Source organism: Desertivirga arenae (genome assembly GCF_017355785.1).
Lineage (GTDB): Bacteria > Bacteroidota > Bacteroidia > Sphingobacteriales > Sphingobacteriaceae > Desertivirga > Desertivirga arenae.
Genome location: NZ_JAFEWE010000001.1, coordinates 158,467 through 179,687, shown reverse-complemented (window position 1 = coordinate 179,687; position 21,221 = coordinate 158,467). Strand labels below are relative to the sequence as shown.

At 41.8% G+C, this 21,221-nt stretch carries 14 protein-coding genes; 11 read left to right on the top strand and 3 right to left on the bottom strand.

Translation table 11 applies throughout. From position 1 onward, the window contains the following. The first annotated feature begins 5 nt into the window (after nt 1-5). From J4N24_RS00790 to J4N24_RS00760, 7 genes are all read left to right on the top strand, one after another. The gene (locus tag J4N24_RS00790) at nt 6-1,499 is read left to right on the top strand and encodes a RagB/SusD family nutrient uptake outer membrane protein (protein WP_207531736.1); all 1,494 of its coding nucleotides are present in this window, start codon (nt 6-8) and stop codon (nt 1,497-1,499) included. Nucleotides 1,500-1,509: 10 nt separating this feature from the next. Beyond that, the gene (locus J4N24_RS00785; protein ID WP_207531735.1) at nt 1,510-2,160 is read left to right on the top strand and encodes a hypothetical protein; all 651 of its coding nucleotides are present in this window, start codon (nt 1,510-1,512) and stop codon (nt 2,158-2,160) included. 21 nt (nt 2,161-2,181) lie between these two features. Continuing rightward, the gene (locus J4N24_RS00780) at nt 2,182-3,123 is read left to right on the top strand and encodes a hypothetical protein (protein WP_207531734.1); all 942 of its coding nucleotides are present in this window, start codon (nt 2,182-2,184) and stop codon (nt 3,121-3,123) included. Nucleotides 3,124-3,226: 103 nt separating this feature from the next. Next, nucleotides 3,227-4,162 (top strand): dihydrodipicolinate synthase family protein, encoded by a 936-nt coding sequence (locus J4N24_RS00775; RefSeq protein ID WP_242691450.1) that lies wholly within the window; start codon nt 3,227-3,229, stop codon nt 4,160-4,162. A gap of 73 nt (nt 4,163-4,235) precedes the next feature. Next, nucleotides 4,236-5,816, top strand: coding sequence for an aldehyde dehydrogenase (NADP(+)) (locus J4N24_RS00770; RefSeq protein ID WP_207531733.1), 1,581 nt, complete (start codon nt 4,236-4,238; stop codon nt 5,814-5,816). A 1-nt stretch (nt 5,817) separates the two neighbouring features. Continuing rightward, entirely contained in the window at nt 5,818-6,819 is a 1,002-nt protein-coding gene (locus tag J4N24_RS00765; RefSeq protein ID WP_207531732.1) for a 4-hydroxyproline epimerase, read from the top strand. A 30-nt stretch (nt 6,820-6,849) separates the two neighbouring features. Beyond that, nucleotides 6,850-8,091: an NAD(P)/FAD-dependent oxidoreductase gene (locus tag J4N24_RS00760; protein ID WP_207531731.1), complete on the top strand. Its 1,242-nt coding sequence runs from the start codon at nt 6,850-6,852 to the stop codon at nt 8,089-8,091. 151 nt (nt 8,092-8,242) lie between these two features. Here J4N24_RS00760 and J4N24_RS00755 read toward each other — a convergent pair whose 3' ends face one another. Both J4N24_RS00755 and J4N24_RS00750 read right to left on the bottom strand, forming a co-directional pair. Further along, a complete protein-coding gene (locus tag J4N24_RS00755) occupies nt 8,243-9,112 on the bottom strand; it encodes an AraC family transcriptional regulator (protein ID WP_207531730.1) in 870 nt (289 codons plus the stop codon). Nucleotides 9,113-9,388: 276 nt separating this feature from the next. Beyond that, on the bottom strand, nt 9,389-11,170 hold the full coding sequence (locus J4N24_RS00750) for an aminopeptidase P family protein (RefSeq protein WP_207531729.1): 1,782 nt from the start codon (nt 11,168-11,170) through the stop codon (nt 9,389-9,391). Nucleotides 11,171-11,446: 276 nt separating this feature from the next. Here J4N24_RS00750 and J4N24_RS00745 point away from each other — a divergent pair, with 276 nt between their 5' ends. Further along, nucleotides 11,447-13,747, top strand: coding sequence for a S9 family peptidase (locus J4N24_RS00745; protein ID WP_207531728.1), 2,301 nt, complete (start codon nt 11,447-11,449; stop codon nt 13,745-13,747). Between the two features lie 246 nt (nt 13,748-13,993). Here J4N24_RS00745 and J4N24_RS00740 read toward each other — a convergent pair whose 3' ends face one another. Beyond that, the gene (locus J4N24_RS00740) at nt 13,994-15,391 is read right to left on the bottom strand and encodes an aminopeptidase P family protein (RefSeq protein WP_207531727.1); all 1,398 of its coding nucleotides are present in this window, start codon (nt 15,389-15,391) and stop codon (nt 13,994-13,996) included. Nucleotides 15,392-15,900: 509 nt separating this feature from the next. Between J4N24_RS00740 and J4N24_RS00735 the strand changes: the two genes are divergently transcribed. From J4N24_RS00735 to J4N24_RS00725, 3 genes are read left to right on the top strand one after another with little or no spacing between them, the layout of a single operon-like run. Then, a complete protein-coding gene (locus J4N24_RS00735) occupies nt 15,901-17,361 on the top strand; it encodes a POT family MFS transporter (RefSeq protein ID WP_207531726.1) in 1,461 nt (486 codons plus the stop codon). A gap of 4 nt (nt 17,362-17,365) precedes the next feature. Continuing rightward, nucleotides 17,366-19,537: a S9 family peptidase gene (locus tag J4N24_RS00730; RefSeq protein ID WP_207531725.1), complete on the top strand. Its 2,172-nt coding sequence runs from the start codon at nt 17,366-17,368 to the stop codon at nt 19,535-19,537. An 11-nt stretch (nt 19,538-19,548) separates the two neighbouring features. After that, the gene (locus tag J4N24_RS00725) at nt 19,549-21,219 is read left to right on the top strand and encodes a M1 family metallopeptidase (protein WP_207531724.1); all 1,671 of its coding nucleotides are present in this window, start codon (nt 19,549-19,551) and stop codon (nt 21,217-21,219) included. Nucleotides 21,220-21,221 lie beyond the last annotated feature (2 nt).

Here is a 21,221-nt window from a genome sequence, read left to right as displayed (position 1 = left end):
TCAAGATGAAAAAAATATTTCTATGTATTTTAATTATTGCTGGTTTTAGTTCTTGTAGCAAGTTCTTAGACCAGGAGCCTCTTAGCACATCAACCGATGATTCCTTTTGGAAGGATGAGGCAGAAGCAGAATCAGCTATTGCTGGTAGTTATGCCTTAGTTAGACAGGCATTTAATTTAGTGGAAGGCGTTAGTTTTTTCGCGTATGGAGATTTAGTGAGCGACGAGATCTTGAGTTCAAATCTTTCAGATTTAGGACCAGTTGTACAGTTAAATCCAACCGGTTATGTTCCTTCTGGTGAGCCTTGGCGCAACCTTAGAAGGTTAAGACGGTTTGACCTGTTTTACCGTGCTATTGACCAGGCAAGCAGGTGTATTGCATTTATTCCGAATATCCCTGCATCAGAGTTCAGCTCAGAGGAAGAAAGGAACAGATTAATCGGTGAGGCCTATTTTCTCAGAGCTTTCAACTATTTCTATATGACCAGGATATGGGGAGATGTACCTTTAGTCTCAGGTGCTGTTAATGTGAGTTCTGCTGTGAACTTGCCAAGAACTCCGCAGGCTGAAGTATTAAGTTCTTGCATAAAGGATATTGAGACAGCTATTTCCTTATTACCATGGCAATATGCAAGCGCTTCCGATAAGGCAGTAAGAGCGAACAAAGGTTCTGCTTATGCCTTATTAGCTCATCTTTATGCATGGATGGGTGAGTATGAAAAATGTGCGCTCGCTGCTGACGAAGTCGTCAAACAGGAAACGCTATACGGCTTCGTTTCCCGGGATAGTTTGAGCTATAGGGGTATTTATAAAGGGGGATCAAACGAAGGTGTCTTTGAAATTGCTCAGTCAGGTGAAAATGAAGGAACCATATTAGGTATTGGCAGATTCACTTTAGCTGCCCCCTATATTACAGGTAAAACAGGTGTTGAAATTGTTATTGATTCAAATACTGTTTATAGAATGTTTCCTAAAGGAACAACCGATAAACGTTTCAGATCTTGTTTTAACCTTTCTAATACTGCTGCGCCAATGTGTACCAAGTATGCTAATATCAGCTATGTTGGAGGAGGACAATCATCGGCAGCGACACCTCTTTTCAGAAATAATATTGTGGTTTTCAGATACTCGGATATTTATCTTTTGCGAGCTGAAGCTCTGGCAGCTACTGGTCAATATTCCGCCGCCAGAACAATGCTCAACAAAATTAGGTCTCTTGCAGATGCTACGGCAGTTAATATCCCAGATCATCTGCTGTTCGAGGAAATAATAGAAGAAAGAGGAAGGGAATTGTTCCTGGAGGGACATCGCTTCTACGATGTAATAAGGTTAACGCGCAAGGATGTTTCAAAGGTTAGCTTTTTTGGAACTACCGCTATTGGTCCTAAAATGACTACTACTGATTTTCTTCAGGGAAAGTATTACTGGCCTTTAGACCCATCTCTTCTTAATGAAAACAAACTTCTTACCCAGACGCCATTTTGGAATTCGAAGATTTAATCATTTGTATATGAAATCATTATATAATATAATTTTAATATTACTGGCGGCGGTCGTTTTTACTTGTTGTAAAAAGAGCGACTATCTTCAAGATGGGGGAGTTCATACCCCAAATACTCCTCTTAGCGCCTTTGATTATTTAAATCAACATCCCGGTAAACTGTTTGATACCCTTTGCGTGATCATCGATAAATTAGACATGAAGAATGAAGTGAATACTGCAGGTACATTTTTCGTTCCTACGGACTATGCAATTAAACGATTTATCGACACCAAGAAGCTGCGACGTGACGAAAATATCCCTTACACCCTGGATACTCTTGTTAAGGAGATCTCCCGTGATTCCCTTGCGCAGTACTTATTTAAGGAAAACGTTTCGCTTGGTACCGCACCAACAACTTCTACCCCAATAACAAGTGTCACTAATGAAGTATTCGATTATCGAAAAGTTCTTCAACCGCGGGCGGGAGAGTCGTGGTCTGGCGCAGAGGTATATTATCTATATCTTACTAAAATTAAAGGAAGCCGGGATGTTGTGGGGGTACCTCCTCCTCCAAATCAAACCGATATTGCAGTACAGTGCCAAACTACAGGGATTGTGACATCCTCTGGCACCACTATCAACGTCTTAAGCAACAATCACTTTTTTATAAGATTCTAGTTTACCCTCATCGATATTTTTATGCAAAGGAAGATAAAAAAAATGTTGTTCATTGCTTCGTTCACAAGCATGTTCATATATTCTTGCAAGCCAGAAGAAGGCTATATCAGTGACTATATGTACTATCGTCCGAAAGTACTTGTAGCATTGCAAGGGGTAACAACAGCCTCAACATCCATTGAACTAGATGGCGGAACCGGGCCTGCAAGTGTTAAACTTTTAGAAGTGAGAAATAAAAGGACAGGGAAACCTGCTCCCGAATTTACGCAGGAATATGAGGTCCCCCAGTACTTGTCTGAAGTTACCCATGCTGATTCTACCCTCGAGCTCTTGTTTAAAAAAATTGCGCTTAAACCCACTCCTGCTTTAAGTGTCAATGAAGTTGGCGGACGAATCGGCTTGTCTCCAGCCACAGCTAACGTAGATACTGGAATGTATACATTGGATGTGCAGGTTTCAAACCTTAAGGGGACACGGATACTCCGGAATGCTATAGACATTCATCTGGTCCCGATGGAGAGCTACCGGTTTCAGGGGGCTCCTTTTGCGAGCCATTCTAATTTGGGCAGCGAAGACGGTTTTATTAATGCAGAAACAAGCGTGAACGTGCGCCGGGTGCCTAGTGGAGAAGATAAAATAATACTGAAATTTGTTGATCGCAACGGAAATGTGTTCAATCCTAAAAATGGAGAAGTAGTTCACCGGGGCGATAGAGGAAATCTGGCTAAGATGAACCCCTACTATCCGGAAGAAAGAACAGATACAGCTTTAGTCTACAAATTTCCTAAAAAGTTCCCGTTCCCCTTCTTAACCTCTACAAATGGATTTTTATCCTACTATAGAGTGCCAGGGCGTTTTGTGGATATTAACAGGAATGCAAATGTTGCTTTCGAGTTTTATATCAATGGTCCCGGAACCTATGTTTTAACTGTTAATCTGCCCTTTGTAGGTAGAAAACCTTAGCCTTGCGATTTAGTTAAAATCAAGCCACTATGTGCTAATTTCTAATAAATGCACGGTTTGCACAGTCTGTATTTTTGAATTAAATAAAATTAAAGTTGAGATTATGAATGTTACCTGGAAAGGGGTTTACCCGGCAATTACAACAAAGTTTAATGAGAACGATGAAATAGATTACGAAGCTTACGAAAAGGGATTACAAGGTCAGTTGGATGCTGGTGTTGATGGAATAATTGTAAGTGGTTCTTTGGGTGAAGCAAGCACGCTTTCTGATCAGGAGAAACTTGATTTAACAGAGCACACAGTAAAATATGTAAATGGTAAAGTTCCGGTAATATTCAGCATTGCAGAGCAATCTACCAAGGTTGCAGTATATCTGGCTGAAAAGGCTCTTGAAAAGGGAGCAAGTGGCCTCATGATCTTACCCCCACTACGCTATTCTTCAAGTGTGGAGGAAACCATTCAATATTTTGCAACTATAGCCGAACGTACTCCCTTACCTATTATTATATATAATAACCCTGTTGATTATAAGACTACAGTTACTTTAGACATGTTTGCCGAATTGTCTAAGTTCGATAACATTCAGGCAGTAAAAGAATCTACCCGGGATATCAGCAATGTAACCAGAATGATTAACCGCTTTGGGGATCGTTTTAAAATTCTTTGCGGGGTTGATCCCTTAGCCCTGGAGAGTTTGTTTATGGGAGCTGATGGTTGGGTTGCAGGTTTGGTTGATGCTTTCCCTAAGGAAACGGTTGCTATTTATCGCCTTGCCAAAGCAGGTCGCTATGAAGAGGCCTTGAGCATTTATCGCTGGTTCCTTCCTTTGCTTGAGCTTGATATTGATCCAAAACTTGTTCAGAACATCAAGTTAGCGGAGGTTTACACAGAATTAGGAACAGAAAATGTGCGAGCGCCCCGCCTTCCACTTAGCGGTAAGAACCGTGAACGTGTGATTAAAGTGATTGAGGATTCTTTAGCTACAAGACCAGAATTACCTGAAGGAAGCTGGGGACGAAGAGAAACAGTTTTGGCATAATTGATCGCCTCAACAAAAGGAAGTGTCTGGCGTAGTAAAGATGCCAGACATTTCAACAACCTTAAAAACACACATGAACACTAAAAATATTATTGCACTCAGATATGTTGAGTCTGTTGATAGTCCCTTCAGGGCTGTTAATCCTTTTACAGGCCTGGAGCTTGATGGAGAATTTTACCAGGCCGACTCCAATCAGATTAACGCCGCTTTTGATTCAGCAAATGCGGCTTTTTCTGTTTTTAGAAGTATCGGCAAATCTAAAAAAGCTGCATTCCTCCGTGCAGTAGGTGAAGAGATTTTAGCTCTTGGTGATGATCTGATTAAAAGGGCTGGTGAAGAGAGCGGACTTCCGGTTGCAAGGCTGCAAGGGGAAAGAGGCCGAACTATCGCCCAATTGAATATGTTTGCCGATCAGGTAGAGGAAGGTTCCTGGGTTGAAGCAATTATTGATTCTGCTTTGCCTGATCGTCAGCCTGTTGCCCGTGTGGATCTACGGCGGATGTTAGTGCCGATCGGGCCGGTGGTGGTTTTCGGGTCCAGTAATTTTCCTCTGGCTTTTTCTGTTGCGGGCGGGGATACTGCTTCCGCCTTTGCAGCCGGATGTCCTGTAATTGTTAAAGCTCATCCTGCTCATCCGGGTACAAGTGCCCTTGTAGGTGCTGCGATAGTAAAGGCAGCGGAAAAGACTGAAATGCCTGCAGGTATCTTTTCCCTTGTTTACGGAGGGGGACATGAAATTGGTGGGATGCTTGTTAAGCACCCGGTAGCTAAAGCTGTCGCTTTTACCGGTTCGTTTAACGGCGGTATCGCTTTAAGTAAATTAGCTGCACAACGCACACAACCCATTCCGGTTTTCGCGGAAATGAGTAGCATTAATCCGGTAATTCTGTTACCTGAAGCTTTAGAGGAAAGAGCTGAACAAATTGCTGAAGAATATGCTGCATCCATAACACTTGGTGTCGGGCAATTCTGCACTAATCCAGGATTGCTTATTGGAATTGAATCTCCTGCATTAGAACGTTTTAAAGCTGCATTGCAAAAGGCAGTAACTGATTCTGAATCCTCCACTATGCTCACGGAGGGTATCTGTAGAAATTATCACTCGCTTTTAGGCAAGATGCTGGAGCAGGAAGGAGTTAAATTACTGAGCAAATCTGATAAATTAAATCAGAGTGCCAGGAACCAGGCTTTAGCAACTGTAGCTGAGATATCCTCGGGCGAGTTTTTACAAAACAGGGAACTTAGGGAAGAAGTGTTTGGTCCCTGGTCTTTACTGGTTACGGTAAAGGAAACGTCAGAAATAGAGACAGTGTTAGATTCTGTTGGCGGGCAGCTTACGGTTTCCATAATGACAGGTTCCGGCGGAACTCACAATTATAGTTCTATCTTAGACAAAGCAAGTGAAATTGCCGGCAGGGTGCTGATGAACGGAGTTCCGACAGGGGTAGAGGTATGCCACGCAATGCAGCATGGCGGACCTTTTCCATCCACTACAGACAGCAGATTCACTTCGGTTGGAGCAACTGCTATTAGGCGCTTTGTTCGTCCGGTCTGTTGGCAGAGCTGGGAACATGATCTCCTGCCGGAAGAGTTGCAAGATGGCAATCCCTTGAATATTTGGCGATTGAAAAATAAGCTTTGGACTAAAGACTAATATGCGGAATAAAACTTTTTTTTGTATTGATGCTCATACCTGTGGCAATCCTGTACGCCTGGTGGCAGGGGGTGGGCCGAATCTGTCAGGGGAGAATATGAGCGAGAAAAGGCAGCATTTTTTGAAAGAATACGATTGGATAAGGAAAGGCCTGATGTATGAGCCCCGGGGGCACGATATGATGTCGGGTAGTATACTTTATCCGCCCCATGATCCTGAAAATGATGTTGCTGTTTTGTTTATCGAAACGAGTGGTTGTTTGCCGATGTGCGGACATGGTACTATTGGAACAATTACCATAGCAGTAGAGGAAGGACTTATCACACCGAAAGTACCCGGAATAATCCGCATGGAAGCTCCGGCGGGTCTTGTTCTGATTGAGTACAGGCAGGAAGGACGAAAGGTTAAATCAGTTAAACTGACAAATGTAGCTTCGTTTCTTGCTGCTGAAAATCTCGAAGTGGAATGCCCTGATCTTGGTTTGCTTCGTGTTGATGTATCTTACGGAGGGAATTTTTATGCCATTGTTGACCCCCAGGAAAATTTCAAAGGGATCGAGAATCATTCGGCGGATCAATTGATATCCTGGAGTAGAACACTCCGTAAGCGAATTAATGAGAAGTATACTTTCGTTCATCCTCAAAATCCCACTATTAACGGTTGTTCGCATATCCTATGGGCTGGAAAAACTATTTCAGAAGAGGCCACCGCAAGAAATGCAGTCTTTTATGGAGATAAGGCTATAGACAGGTCGCCCTGTGGAACGGGTACATCTGCACGGATGGCGCAATGGTTTGCAAAAGGGAAGTTGAAAAAAGGTGACATGTTCATTCACGAAAGTATTATTGGAAGCCAGTTTATCGGCAAGGTTGAAGATGTGGTTGAGCTCAACGGAAAGAAAGCGATAATTCCGAGCATTGAAGGCTGGGCAAGGGTTTATGGCTATAATACGATTAAGATTGATGAAGAGGATCCTTATGCAGAAGGCTTTCAGGTAATTTAAGTATATCATTAATGTTTTTTAAGGATTAGTATGTCCAGAGTAATTATAATAGGCGGCGGGATAATAGGTCTAACATCTGCCTGGTATTTGCAAAAGTCGGGTTACGAAGTAACCATAATTGATAAATCCGACCTCTCGGACAATTGTTCTTACGGAAATGCAGGAATGATTGTACCCAGTCATTTTGTCCCACTTGCGGCCCCAGGAATGATAGAGAAGGGTATACGATGGATGTTCAACAGTAAGAGTCCTTTTTATGTGCGACCTTCTTTAAATGCCGGCTTATTTTCCTGGGGCTTGAAGTTTATGCAGAACGCTACCTCTGAAAAAGCTGAAAGAGCTGCGATTCCTCTACGTGACATATCCTTATTAAGTAAAGCCTTGTTTGAGGATATTGAGCGGGATTTAGGTGATTTTGGCTTGCAGGAGAATGGTATCCTAATGATGTATAAAACGGCAAAGACGGAGGAGGAGGAGCTGCATTTGGCAGAAAAGGCGCGTTCGTTAGGACTGGATGTCCAGCAGCTTTCAGCTAAGGAATGCAAAGATCTGCAGCCTGGTTTAGAAGTGGATATAAAAGGAGCGGTTCATTACAAGTGTGACGCGCACTTGTATCCTTATGTACTAATGTCGATGCTTATCTCGCGGCTGGAAGCTTCAGGAGTGAAGTTCGCAAGGAATAAGGCAATTACACGAATTAAAACCGGAGAGGGGAAAATTCTGGGTATCTATTCCGGAGATGAACATTTTACGGCCGACTACTATGTATTAGCCTCGGGATCCTGGTCGCCTGAAGTTGCCGCTCTGGCAGGACTGAAGATCCCGATGATGCCGGGGAAAGGATATTCTTTTATGTTGCCGGAACCTCAGAAGCGTATGCATATCCCCGCGCTACTTTGCGAGGCTAAAGTTGCCGTTACTCCAATGAACGGAAGTATCCGTTTAGGAGGCACGATGGAGATTGATAAGATAAATAGCAGGGTTAACATGAACCGTGTAAAGGGTATTGTAGAATCTACGAGGAATTATTTTCCGGGTTTAAAACCAGAACTTCCTGAGATTTCAAATGTCTGGTATGGCTTCCGTCCCTGCTCTCCCGACGGATTGCCTTACATCGGCCGTTCGCAAAAGTTGAACAATTTGATTGTAGCAACAGGACACGGCATGATGGGGCTAAGTCTTGGTCCGGCCACAGGTAAACTTGTATCTGAGTTGATAAAGGAGGAGAAAACATCTCTCGATGTTTCCGTTTACTCTCCCAATAGGTTTTAGTAAATTAATAGTGTTTATAAGAAAGGCCATGGTGATTGGATTCACCCGGCCTTTATACTTGAATTCTAATTTGTTTTTTTTTTTGTCCTAAAGAACCCGCCTTCAATTGCTCCCCTGTTTGGGAATTCGGTTCCTGCGGGTTTTGTTATTATTAATTAACGTACTGATCAGTATAAGATCGTGGCGATAATCCTGTTGTAGATTTAAATACCCTGTTGAAATTTGTAATGCTGTTAAAACCACAGGTGTAAGCTACTTCTGAAATGCCTGAGAAGTTACCACTCGTTAGCATTTTACATGCTTCATTCACCCTTACCTTATTTAAGAACGTGACAAGTGTATGCCTGGTGTGTTTTTTGAAATACCTGCAGAAAGCATGAGGGGTCATAAACGCTTGGTCAGCTACATCCTCCAGGGTTAAAGGCTTGTTATAATTCTGCATTATATAATTATAGATGTTGGCTATTCTCATACCCTCACTGTCGTTTATGGATTTGGGGTAAGAGTTAACTGCTAAAGGCTCCAGATCCTGGGTTCCACTCATTTCTTTTAAAAGATTTAAAAAGATCATGAATTGTTCTATTCCATCAGTTTTAAGCATGGAACTAATACTGGTTGACACTCGCGATACAGTTTGCGCTGGTACTTTAAACCCGTTTTGAAATTTCCCCAGAAATGAGGTGATGTTCTTCATCTCTGGAAGATCAAATAAAGAATTGAGTTTACCACGGGGATTGAAGAATATCGTTGTTGCATGAATATTTTTTTGACTGTTAAGTTCAAAGTATGAAGGATCGCTTTTAAAGAGATGCGGCAGGTTTGCCCCCAACAGGAAAATTTCCCCCGAATTAAACATGTGCATGTTATTTCCTGCAATTAGTGTCCCTTCGCCTTCCTGAACCCAGGTAACCTGAATTTCCTCGTGGCGGTGAAGATGACTGTAGAAATAGGGAAGCTTTTCGTCCTGAATAATGACTGTCCGGTCAAAGGGAACAGGGATGGTAAACGGTAGTACTTTCATGCTCACAAGAATTGATGGTTATACATAAATTAACCCGGATGGTTAACCTACTGTTAAATCTAAGATAATTTGTGGTGATATGCAAGATAGTATCTCGAAGTGGTGAAAATGTGATTAAGGTTGGTTAATATATGGTAAGTTTGAAGGAAAATATGACAGAAATCATATTTTCCTAAGGAGTATTGCCTTCTATCTACTCAATCGTATTGCTGATTTCTTAATTTATGCTGTCGTTTTATTGATTTTTTTAACGAATTTGCAAGAGACACGCCTTAATTAAGCTTCCAACTTTTCGCATTTTTCTTTAAGCCACTCTGCTTCCTCAGGCTCCAAATAGGGTTGTAATTTTAAATAGACGAACTCATTATAGTCATTCAACCATTTTATCTGTTGTTCATCAAGCAAGTCTGTAAGGATTAAAGATGTATCGATATAGCAAAGAGTAATAGTTTCAAATTTTAAAAACTCTCCGAATTCACTGCTACCGTCAGCAACTGTTAATACCAGGTTTTCAATCCTCACCCCGTGTTTTCCTGGCCGGTAAATTCCGGGTTCTATAGAGGTGATCATACCTTCCTCTACAGCAAAGGGGGCATTAGCGGGGCCTATATTTTGTGGCCCTTCGTGGACGTTCAAAAAGTACCCTACGCCGTGCCCGGTACCGTGGCCATAATTTATCTTATTTTCCCATAATGGCTTTCTGCAAATTGCGTCTATCTGGTAACCTCGGGTTCCCTTCGGAAAGCTTGCATCTGAGCCAGAAATAAGCGCAGCAAGTACGAGTGTATAATCACGTTTTTCTTCCAGGGTGTTTTCTCCCAAAGAAACGGTACGGGTAATGTCTGTGGTGCCGTAATAATACTGTCCCCCCGAGTCTAACAAAAACAGACCTCTCTGTTCAAGTGCAAGGTCAGTCTGTGGTGTAGGGCAATAGTGGGGTAAGGCTGCATGAGCTTGGTAACCAGCGATTGAAGCGAAGCTCACACCCGCAAATCCTTCATTTTGTTCCCGGAAGTATTTTACTTTTTCTGATGCCGTGATTTCAGTAATTTCCTCTTTACCCAAGGTTTCATATAACCATTTGAAGAAGCGGGTTAGTGCAACACCATCCTTTATCATCGCCTGCTGCATGTTTTCAATCTCGGTACGATTCTTAATCGCCTTGAGCAAGGTGCTGGGATTGGTTTCCTTAATTATCCTGGCAGAAGTGGAAATTGAAGTCAGGATCTTATACGCATTTCTTTTATCATCTATTAAGACTGTAGAATCCGACGTTAGCTGGTTGATCTGGCCATAAACTTCTTCGTAAGGCTCTACCTGTACCCCCTGAATGTGGAGGCTGCTGATTGAGTTTTCGCTAAGTTTTTCTTTATCTATAAAAAGAGCACAGCTTTCGGTACCTATCATAGCATAACTTAGAACCACAGGATTGAAGTTTACGTCATTACCTCTAATATTGAAGAGCCAGGCAATGTCATCCAGGGAAGAAATAAAATGGAGATTGCACTTAGATGCTTTCATTGCAGACCTTACATGTTTTAGTTTTTCAGCAACTGATAGTCCGCACGCGATTTCCTCAAGCAGAGTAGCCTTCTGAGCTGGTAAGGCGGGGCGGTCAACCCATATAGGAGAGATGAAATCACAATCGTTTATGGAAATGTTCTTATAAGACAATTCTGTTCTCAGTTGATAAGCTATCTGCATCGAAAGGAGGCTGAAGTCGAATCCCACCTTTGCATTTTCAGGGAGTTCCTGATATAGCCATTGAATATATTCTGGAGTGTGCTGAACTTTTAACTTTACCAACTCGTAACCGCTGTCTTTTAATTGTTCTTCCGCCTGGACGAAGTAGCGGAAATCTGCCCATAGACCGGCGAATTCCCGGGTAATAACCAGGGTACCGGCAGAGCCGGTAAAGCCCGATGCGAAAGCTAGTATCTTATAATATTCAGGTACGTACTCGCTAATATGTGAGTCGGAAGAAGGAATGATATAAGCATTTATATCCTGTTCTGACATTAAAGACCGGATAGCGGCTAACTTTTCTTTAAAGTTCATGAATGACTAAGTTTATACAAGCACTAAAATAACTTCCCATCTTCTCCAATCTAACCGGATTTTAACTTGTAGTAGTTTGATTTTGTAATCCCCGTATCGTGTAAAAACATTGCGCCCCGGCATCAATCCAAAAGATTCTCCTGACTCTGTCAATGCTAATCCCCTGGGCGAATGTCGGAAAATTCCTGATTCAAGTTAATTCCTGGTAGGTTTTTGATAAAATACGAAAAAGCTGAGATGCGATTACTAAATATATTTAGCAAATAGATTTTCCTTATGTTTCTTACAAAACGAAATGCATTTTTATTGGCCTTTTTGGTTAATCAGGCTGTGGCTCAAACAAAACCTGCTCCGTTCGTTCCTTCCCGGGAGTATTTAAAAATTGCTTTTCGCCGGGCTGAGATGCTTGATTCTACGGCAAGAAAATCAGTATACAAAACAACAGTTAGTGCAAACTGGAATCCTGATGGATACTCTTTCTGGTATGTTAACAGGCTGGCAGGTGATAAACAAGAATATATTTATGTAGATCCGGGCAGAGGTATTAAACGTGAAGCATTTGATGCAGGTAAAATTGCAAAAGTACTTTCCGAGCTTGAAGGTAAGAGAGTGTTGCAGGATCGGCTGAATATTGATGAGATGTATTTTCTGGAAGGTGGGAGCAATCTTCAATTAAAAAATAAGGGAAAGTGGTATCTGATAGATCTTACTGATTACTCGTTCGTGGAAGCAAAGCTACCCGGCGGGGAGCGCTATAAAGACAGCAGGCCCTTGCAGTATTCCCGGCCAAGATGGGAAGACCCTAAAAGGGATTCTGTCTCTGCCGATCAGAAATGGGTTGCTCTTGTAAAGGACGGAAATGTATTTTTGAAGGAAAAAAATGGAACAGAGGTAAAGCAGTTAAGTACCGATGGAACTGCCGCAATCCCTTATGATGCCTTAAGTTGGGCTCCTGATGGAAAAACTATCGTAGCATGGAAGGTAGATGAACGGAAGGAGAAGGAGGTGCACTTACTTCTAAGCTCAGTATCGGGTACCACACGTGCGCAATTAAAATCCAGGCCTTATGCGCAGCCTGGCGACGAGTTTACCAGCTATGAAATGAATTTATTCAGTCCGGAAACCAGGTCGCATATTAAGCCTTCGGTTGAGAAGATAGATTTTTTCGGTGCACCAGAATTACATTGGCGCAATGCGAGTAGCCGTTATTTTACTTATGAGAAAGTTGACCGCGGACATCAGCGCTTCCGAGTGATAGAAGTGGATGCTCTTACCGGGAAAAGCAGGAATATTATTGATGAACAAACTCCTACGTTTATTTATGAGCAGCGGATTTACACACATTATCTACCTAAGACCGCGGAAATTGTTTGGATAAGCGAGAAAGATGGCTGGCGTCATATTTACCTGATCGATGAGCGCACAGGTAAACAAAAGCAGCAGATAACCCGAGGGAACTGGGTTGTACGTGGTATAGACAGCGTTGATGCTAAAAAGCGGGAAATTTGGTTCAGGGCAAGTGGAATGAACCCTGATGAGGATCCTTACCTTATTCATTACTACAGGATCGGCTTTGATGGGAAGAATCTGATAAATCTTACACCGGAAAAGGGGACGCATTTGGTTAGATATTCTCCTGATAGAAAATACTTTATTGATACCTATTCGCTAATAAACGTTGCCCCTGTTACAGAATTAAAGAGGACATCTGACGGCAGGGTAATTATGCGGCTTGAAACTGCTGATCTTAGAGATCTGGAAAAACTTGGTGTAAAAGCTCCGGTTCCTTTCTCCGCAAAAGGAAGGGATAGTAAGACAGAAATTTATGGTATCGCTTGTTTCCCAACTAGCTTTGATCCTGATAAAACATATCCTGTTATTGAAAATATATATGCCGGTCCCCAGGATTCTTACGTACGAAAAGATTATTCTGCCTATAGCGAGATGCAGAGCCTGGCGGATGCAGGCTTCATCGTTGTTCAAATAGATGGCATGGGTACGGCGAACCGGTCGAAGGCATTTCATGATGTTTGCTGGAAGAATTTAGCTGATGCTGGTTTTCCTGATCGCATTTTATGGATGAAAGCATTGGCGGCCAAATATCCTCAGGCTGATATTAGCAGGGTAGGGGCCTATGGCACCTCCGCTGGCGGTCAAAATGCAGCTGGTGCATTATTGTTCCAATCTGATTTTTATAAAGCCGCTGTAGCTTCCTGCGGTTGTCACGATAATCGCATTGATAAGCAATGGTGGAATGAACAATGGATGGGGTATCCGGTTGGGCCTCATTATGATCAGCAGTCGAATATAAGCAACGCTCAAAAGTTACGGGGAGATCTAATGCTGATTGTTGGTGAGGTCGACGAGAACGTTCCTCCCGAGTCTACTTACCGGTTTGCCGACGCGCTGATTAAAGCGAATAAAGATTTCGACTTTCTGATGATCCCCGGGATGGGGCACAGCGATGGTGGCACTTATGGTAGAAGAAGAAAAAGGGACTTCTTTCTTAAGCACCTGCATCATGTAGATATACCAAACAGGGATGAAAGTAAAGAACTATCTGTCTCAGGAAGATAGATTTTAAATGATGATCGAGAAGGGGCGAAAAGCCCCTTTGTTGCTCTTTATTTTGACTGTTTTAAATAATGAATCAAGTCCTTTAACAGTTCATTCTGCTGTTGTTTTATATCCAGATTTCGCTGGGTAGTATGTTTTATAAATTTGAATATCACAATAATTAGTACTGCAATTATTAAAAAGAACAGGACAGGGATGACGGAGATTAATTGGAATACAGACATAGCTAGATAGTTTAAAGATTATTTAAAAGGCAATTGCCCTCATTGCTTCAATTTCGGATATAGTTTTCTGCAAGGGTTGTCCCAATACTTTTGCACCATCATTGGTAATTAAAAAATTGTCTTCGATGCGAATTCCACCGAAGTGACGATATTCTTCCAGAAGCTCATAGTTGATATATTCCCTGTGTTTCTTCTCTGCCTTCCAAAGATCAATAAGATAAGGATTGAAGTAAATACCTGGTTCCACGGTTAACACAAATCCAGGTTGTAGTTCTTTACCTAATCGCAGTGATTTAAGACCAAATAGTTCAGTTTCTTTTTTTACGGAATCGTTGTAGCCTACATACTCTTCTCCCAGGTCTTCCATATCGTGAACGTCCATGCCCATCATGTGCCCCGTTCCACATTGGAAAAACATAGCGTGAGCTCCTGCAGCTACTGCCTCATCCGGATCTCCTTTCATTAAGCCCAGATCTTTTAGTCCCTCTGTGAGTTTTTTGCAGGCAGTAAAATGAACATCCAAATATCTTGTGTTTGGCTTAAGTGCCTCTGATGCTGATCTCAGTGAATCAAGTACAATTTTATAGATCTCTTTTTGCCGCTCGCTGAACTTTTTCCCAGCCGGAAAAGTTCGGGTAAGATCTCCACAATATCCCATTGCGGTTTCAGCTCCGGAATCGTTAAGTACAAGGTCTCCGTCAGTAAGAGTGTGGATCCTATTGTAATTATGGAGGATATGCCCGTTCTTGGTAAGGATAATAGGATAAGCCAGATTCCCGCCGTCCTTCAGCGCAGCCTCATGGATCATGGCAGCAACTTCAGATTCAGTGGAACCTGGTTTGGTATTTAACATGGCCAGCTTATGCATCTTGACTGATGTATTTACTGCTTTTTCAATTTCCTCTACTTCTTCGGCACCTTTGACTGACCTTTGTTCTACTACGGCTTTTATGAACTCGACAGAAGCCGACTCTTTAATCTTATTTAAATCCAGCGCCAGAAGCTGCTGCAGCTTTATCTTATTTTCTGCCCTATAGGGTGGTAGGAAGTGAACCGGTCTGTCTTGGTCCTTCGCATGTTTGATAACTTCAGCGAGCTTATAAGCCGGGTAAGCTCCTTTTACTCCCGCCTTCAGACACTTCTCTTCCAAGGTCTCCAACTGTCCTGTCCATACCAGGTCGTCAATGTTCATTTCGTTTCCAAACATCATCTCCGTATTCTGATCCAGATCTATAATTGCTGCAAGGCCTGGCGCACTAATTCCAAAATAGTATAAAAAGCTGCTATCCTGGCGAAAATGATAGGTGTTAGCCTCATAATTCATAGGACTTTCCTCGTTACCAAGAAATAGTAATAGTCCCTTTTGTACTCTTTGCTTTAATTTTCCTCTCCTTGATAAATAAACTTCAGTTTCAAACATTTGATGGCTCAATTAGAATTGAAAGATTGAAAGTAATTAAAAAGCAGAATTGGTAGAAGTATTAGATTAAAGAGGCTAATATCTGGTATAATAGAGCGAATATTTGCTAATCATCTCAGTCTTTTTAATAAGATATTCGCTTTATTAATTGATTGTAAACTAAGGATAACTAACCATTTTCCTCTAAGCAGCATCTGATTTTAATTTATTAGGCAACAAGTGATTCGAGAATGAAGGGTGTCGTTCTTGTGTTTCTTTTTTCTTTTTTGCGATTTGTTAAAGTATTTTTAATCGGATTGAAGGAATGTAGCCTACTGCTGAATGATTTTACGCAGTTTTTTTATTATTTTAATATTTTGCGAGGTTTAGTGTTCGTTTTTTGGATGAATCATTCGTTTTTGTTCTAAATTATTGCCCTAAGTTTCTGTGATGTTAATATCTGGTTTGAAAAAGTAAATATCTGGCTAAAAAACGACTCGTTTTTACTCGATTTTTACACCTGTTGAAATATGATAAGAAGTAATAAGTATCCTGCCAGTGTGCCTTATATTATTGCAAATGAAGGGGCCGAAAGATTTAGCTTTTATGGGATGAGATCAATACTGGCGACTTTTCTGGTTGCCCAGTTTTTTAATCCAACATTGAATCCTGCCCTTCAAACTGTAGCTGAAGCAAAAGCCAATGAAGCTACTCATTTCTTTGTGTCCTTAGCTTATGCCTTACCATTTATTGGAGGCCTAATGGCCGATTGGTTTTTTGGAAAGTATAAAGTTATTCTTTATATATCGGTAGTATACTGTCTTGGACATTTAATGCTGGCTTCGTTTGAAACAGATCTAACCAAATTTCAGTATGGTCTTCTGCTTATCGCGATTGGAGCTGGAGGGATCAAATCATGCGTTTCCGCTAATTTAGGTGACCAATTTGACAGGAGCAACCGGCACTTGCTATCTAAAAGTTATGGCTGGTTTTACTTTAGCATCAATGTAGGATCAGTCCTGTCTACAATATTTATTCCCATGCTATATGCTAAAGCTGGGGCAGCCTGGGCTTTTGGGGTACCGGGAATATTAATGGCGCTGGCCACCATTGTATTTTTCCTCGGCCGGAAGAACTATGTTAAAGTTCCGCCATCAGGTGTAAATAAGAACAATTTCGTATTCATATCTTTTTATGCCCTGTTTAATTTCGGAAAGAAAAGGAAGGGACAGCACTGGCTGGATGTAGCCAAGGATAATTTTAATCCGGAGAAAGTTGAAGACGTGAAGACTGTTTACAATGTGCTGATCGTGTTCTCTTTTATTCCTGTGTTTTGGGCATTATGGGATCAGAATTTATCAGAATGGGTGTTGCAGGCCACTAAGTTAGACCGCCATATTCTAGGCGTCGAGCTGCTACCCGAACAGGTTCAAACCTTCAATCCTGCTTTTCTTTTGATCTGTATTCCATTATTTAATTATGCCTTGTTTCCTTTTTTACGAAATATGGGTATTCGAATCACCCCTTTACGAAAAATAGGTGCAGGATTAGTTTTGACAGCTCTTTCATTTGTGGTGATAGCTTTCTTACAGGAGAAAATCGATCAGGGAGCTGCTCCTTCCGTTTGGTGGCAAATATTAGCCTATGCAATATTAGCAGCAGCAGAAGTGCTTGTTTCTGTAACTGGTTTAGAGTACGCTTACACCCAGGCTTCCAAATCAATGAAAAGTACAATGATTGCCCTCTGGTTACTTACTACAGCCCTGGGAAATTTATTTACCGCGCTTGTGAATCGTAGTATTTCATCCAATACTACTTTTTTTGGCGATTTAAGCGGAGCAAGGTACTATTGGTTTTTTATAACGCTACTATGTGTTTTTATAGTGTTATTTATGATCATTACTCCATTTTTGAAAGAACGGACTGAGGATGCGTACCAGGAGGTTGAACCCGATCTTGATGATCAGAAAGTTTTATCGGTAGCGAATTAAAATTATGCAGAAGTTAACAGTTTACAGGGCAATTGGCTTTGCCTTCCTTTTTCAACTCTTTTCAAGCAATCTATTACTTGCTCAGGCAGTACGGTGGACTCTAGACAATAAAGGAATCTACGAGGTTTCTGATAATAATATTATTGTAAGAGACATTTCAGGTGCAGTGAGTAATGTAATCGTCAAGAAGTCGGATCTGATACCAGCTGGAACCAGCCGTCCTCTCGAAATCAAGAATTTTGCCTTCTCAGCTAATCGATCCCTGATCCTCATAAGTACCAATACCCGCAAGGTTTGGAGGTACGAGACCCGTGGAGATTATTGGGTGATGGACCTTAAAACGAAGCGTCTTTTTCAAATCGGAAAGGCACTGCCGGAAGCTTCTTTGATGTTTGCGAAGTTTTCGCCGGATGCCTCCAAAGTAGCCTACGTCTCCGGCCATAATTTGTATTGCGAAGAGCTTTCAAACGGAAAAATCACGGCTCTAACAAAAGATGGGAGTAGCAAGATCATCAACGGAACGTTTGACTGGGTATATGAAGAGGAATTCGACTGCAGGGATGGCTTCCGCTGGTCTGATAATAGTAAAAGTATCGCTTTCTGGAAGCTGGATGCCGGGAAGACCAGGAATTACCTGATGTTGAATACTACAGATTCCATTTATTCACGTACCATACCTGTAGAATATCCTAAAGCCGGGGAGGATCCAAGTAAATGTTCAATTGCTGTGGTAAATATAGCCACCGGAGAGACAACGCTGATGGATATACCCGGAGACCCTGTGCAAAACTACATTCCGAGGATGGAATGGGCAGCCAGCTCTGATCAGATTATCCTGCAGCAACTAAACCGGGAGCAAAACCTCAGTAATATTATCATTTGCGATGTAAATGGGGGCAACTCAAAAGTAATATACACAGAAACCGATCCTGCGTGGATTGACGTAAAAGCCAGGTGGAGCGAGGACCCTACAGGTTGGGATTGGATCAATAAAGGCAAAGAGTTTTTATGGGTCTCTGAGAAGGATGGTTGGAGGCATATTTATAGGGTAGATCGCGAGGGGAAAGAAAAGCTGATCACCCGGGGCGATTATGATATGATTTCACTTAGCCTTGTCGACGAACCTAATGGCTATATCTACTATATGGCTTCGCCTGATAATGCTACAGAAAGCTATTTGTATAGAACAAGGCTGGATGGCAATGGTAATGCTGAAAAAGTAACTCCCCAATCACTGAAGGGTAGTCATTCTTATCAGATTTCAGACAAGGGGAAGTTTGCTATACATCGTTTTTCAAACGCATCAACGCTACCGGGGCAGGAAATTGTAAGCTTAGCTGATCATAAGAACATGTCTGGTAAATTAAATGCTGCTGAAGCAAGTGCTGCCAGCCCCGAGTTTTTTAAAATTAAAACAGCGGAGGGTGTTGAAATGGATGGGTGGATGTTGAAACCGACCGACTTCAACCCTAAGAAAAAGTACCCTGTATTATTTTATGTATATGGAGAGCCGGCCAGTCAAACCGTGACAAACAGGTACGGCGCTGGACGCAACCGACTTTATAAGGGGAGCATGGCAAACGATGGCTACATCTATATATCTCTGGAAAACCGGGGCGCTCCAGCTCCAAAAGGTAGAACCTGGCGAAAATCAATTTATAAAAGCATTGGTACTGTAAATATAAGGGACCAGGCAATGGCTGCTAAAGAAATTCTTAAATGGTCTTTTATAGATTCTTCGCGCGTGGCGGTTTGGGGCTGGAGCGGTGGCGGTTCATCTACCCTGAATTTAATGTTCCAATATCCCGAGATCTACAAAACCGGGATTGCTATAGCAGCTGTTGCAAGTCAGTTTACCTACGATAATATTTACCAGGAGCGCTATATGGGTAATCCTAAACAAGATAGCACGCCTTACCTTAAAGGTTCGCCACTTACTTATGCTAGAAATCTCAAAGGAAATCTTCTTTACATTCATGGTACCGGGGATGACAATGTGCATTATCAAAATGCCGAGCTGTTGATCAACGAATTAGTAAAGTACAATAAGCAGTTTGAAATGATGGCTTACCCAAACCGAACCCATTCCATATCTGAAGGGGCAGGGACAACAGAACATTTAGCAACGTTATTCACCGAGTTTTTGAAAAAGCACTGCCCTCCTGGGGGCAGGTAGTCTATAGGGGTATGAGAATAAATCGCCTTCAGTTTTCTCTTCTGTGCTTCTTTTGCTTATGCTTCTCCCTCTCAGCGCATGCTCAGTTTTATAAAAAGGAGAAAGTTTTTAGCAGGGCGGATTCTTTAAGAGGTTCTTTAACTTCACTGCGATCAGTTTACGACATCACCTATTACCATCTTAACGTTAAGGTAGATCCTGAAAAGAAGTTCATTCAGGGATCCAATCTCTTTAAATTCAAAGCGACAGGTGATCTTGATAAGTTACAGTTCGATCTCTTCGCCAATCTTAAAGTGGATAGCATAGTCTTTAACGGTAAAGCTGTTCCTTTTTCGCGGGAACATAATGCTGTGTTTATCAACTTCCCTTATTTAATTAGAGAGGGAAGTAATCAAAGCTTTATTGTTTATTACTCCGGCTTTCCAACAGTGGCTATAAGGGCTCCCTGGGACGGCGGCTTTGTGTTTTCCAAAGATGCAAAGGGAAAGCCATGGATAGCAACGGCTTGCCAGGGAATTGGAGCAAGCGTATGGTTTCCAAATAAAGATCACCAGTCTGACGAGGTTGACAGTATGCTGCTCAGTGTAAGTGTTCCTGCCGGATTAAAGGATATTTCCAACGGGACGCTGAGAAAAGTTACAAAACGTAAAGATGGTTATACCCAGTTTGATTGGTTTATCGCTAACCCGATTAATAATTATAGTGTGGTCCTTAATATTGGTGATTTCGTTCATTTCTCTGATAGCTTTGTTGGGGAAGCTGGAAAATTACGACTAGACTATTGGGTTCTTCCGGAGAACCTGAATAAAGCAAAAGTTCACTTTGGCGCTAATGTGAAAAAGATGCTGAAAGCCTTTGAACATTGGTTTGGTCCTTATCCCTTTTACAAAGACGGTTATAAACTTATTGAAGCCCCGCATCTCGGGATGGAGCACCAGAGCGCTGTAGCTTATGGAAATAAATTTCAGAACGGGTACAAGAATACAGATTTAAGTGGAACCGGTTGGGGCATGAAATGGGATTTCATCATTGTTCACGAAAGCGGGCACGAGTGGTTCGGGAATAATATTACAGCCAAAGATCAGGCGGACATGTGGATCCATGAAAGCTTTACCAACTATTCAGAATCGCTGTTCCTGGACTTTCATTATGGTAAAAAAGCCGGAACGGAGTACGTTAATGGTACAAGAAATAAGATCTTAAACGATGTCCCCATCATCCCGGCTTACCATGTTAATGCAACCGGGTCGGGAGATATGTATTATAAGGGAGGTAATCTTCTCAACATGATCAGGACCATATTGAACGATGATGAAAAATGGCGAAGAATTCTAAGGGGCCTGAATGAGCAGTTTTTTCATCAAACGGTTACTTCCGCTGATGTTATCGGGTATATCAATAAAGAGGCTAAAAGGGATTTCAGCAGGATATTTGATCAATATTTAAATTACACCAGCATTCCTGTATTGGAGATCCGCCGGAAAGAAGGCAAATTAATGGGCCGTTGGATCGCTAACACCCCGGGATTTGATATGCCAGTGAGACTAAGAGTTAAAGGTTCTGAATATTCTATTGTCGAACTTACTTCGGATCATTTTTCTGAAATTAAACTACCTGGGGCAACAGCTGAAAATATAGAAGCAGACACCTTTAACTTTTACATCGGCTTGCTTAAAGTTTAACA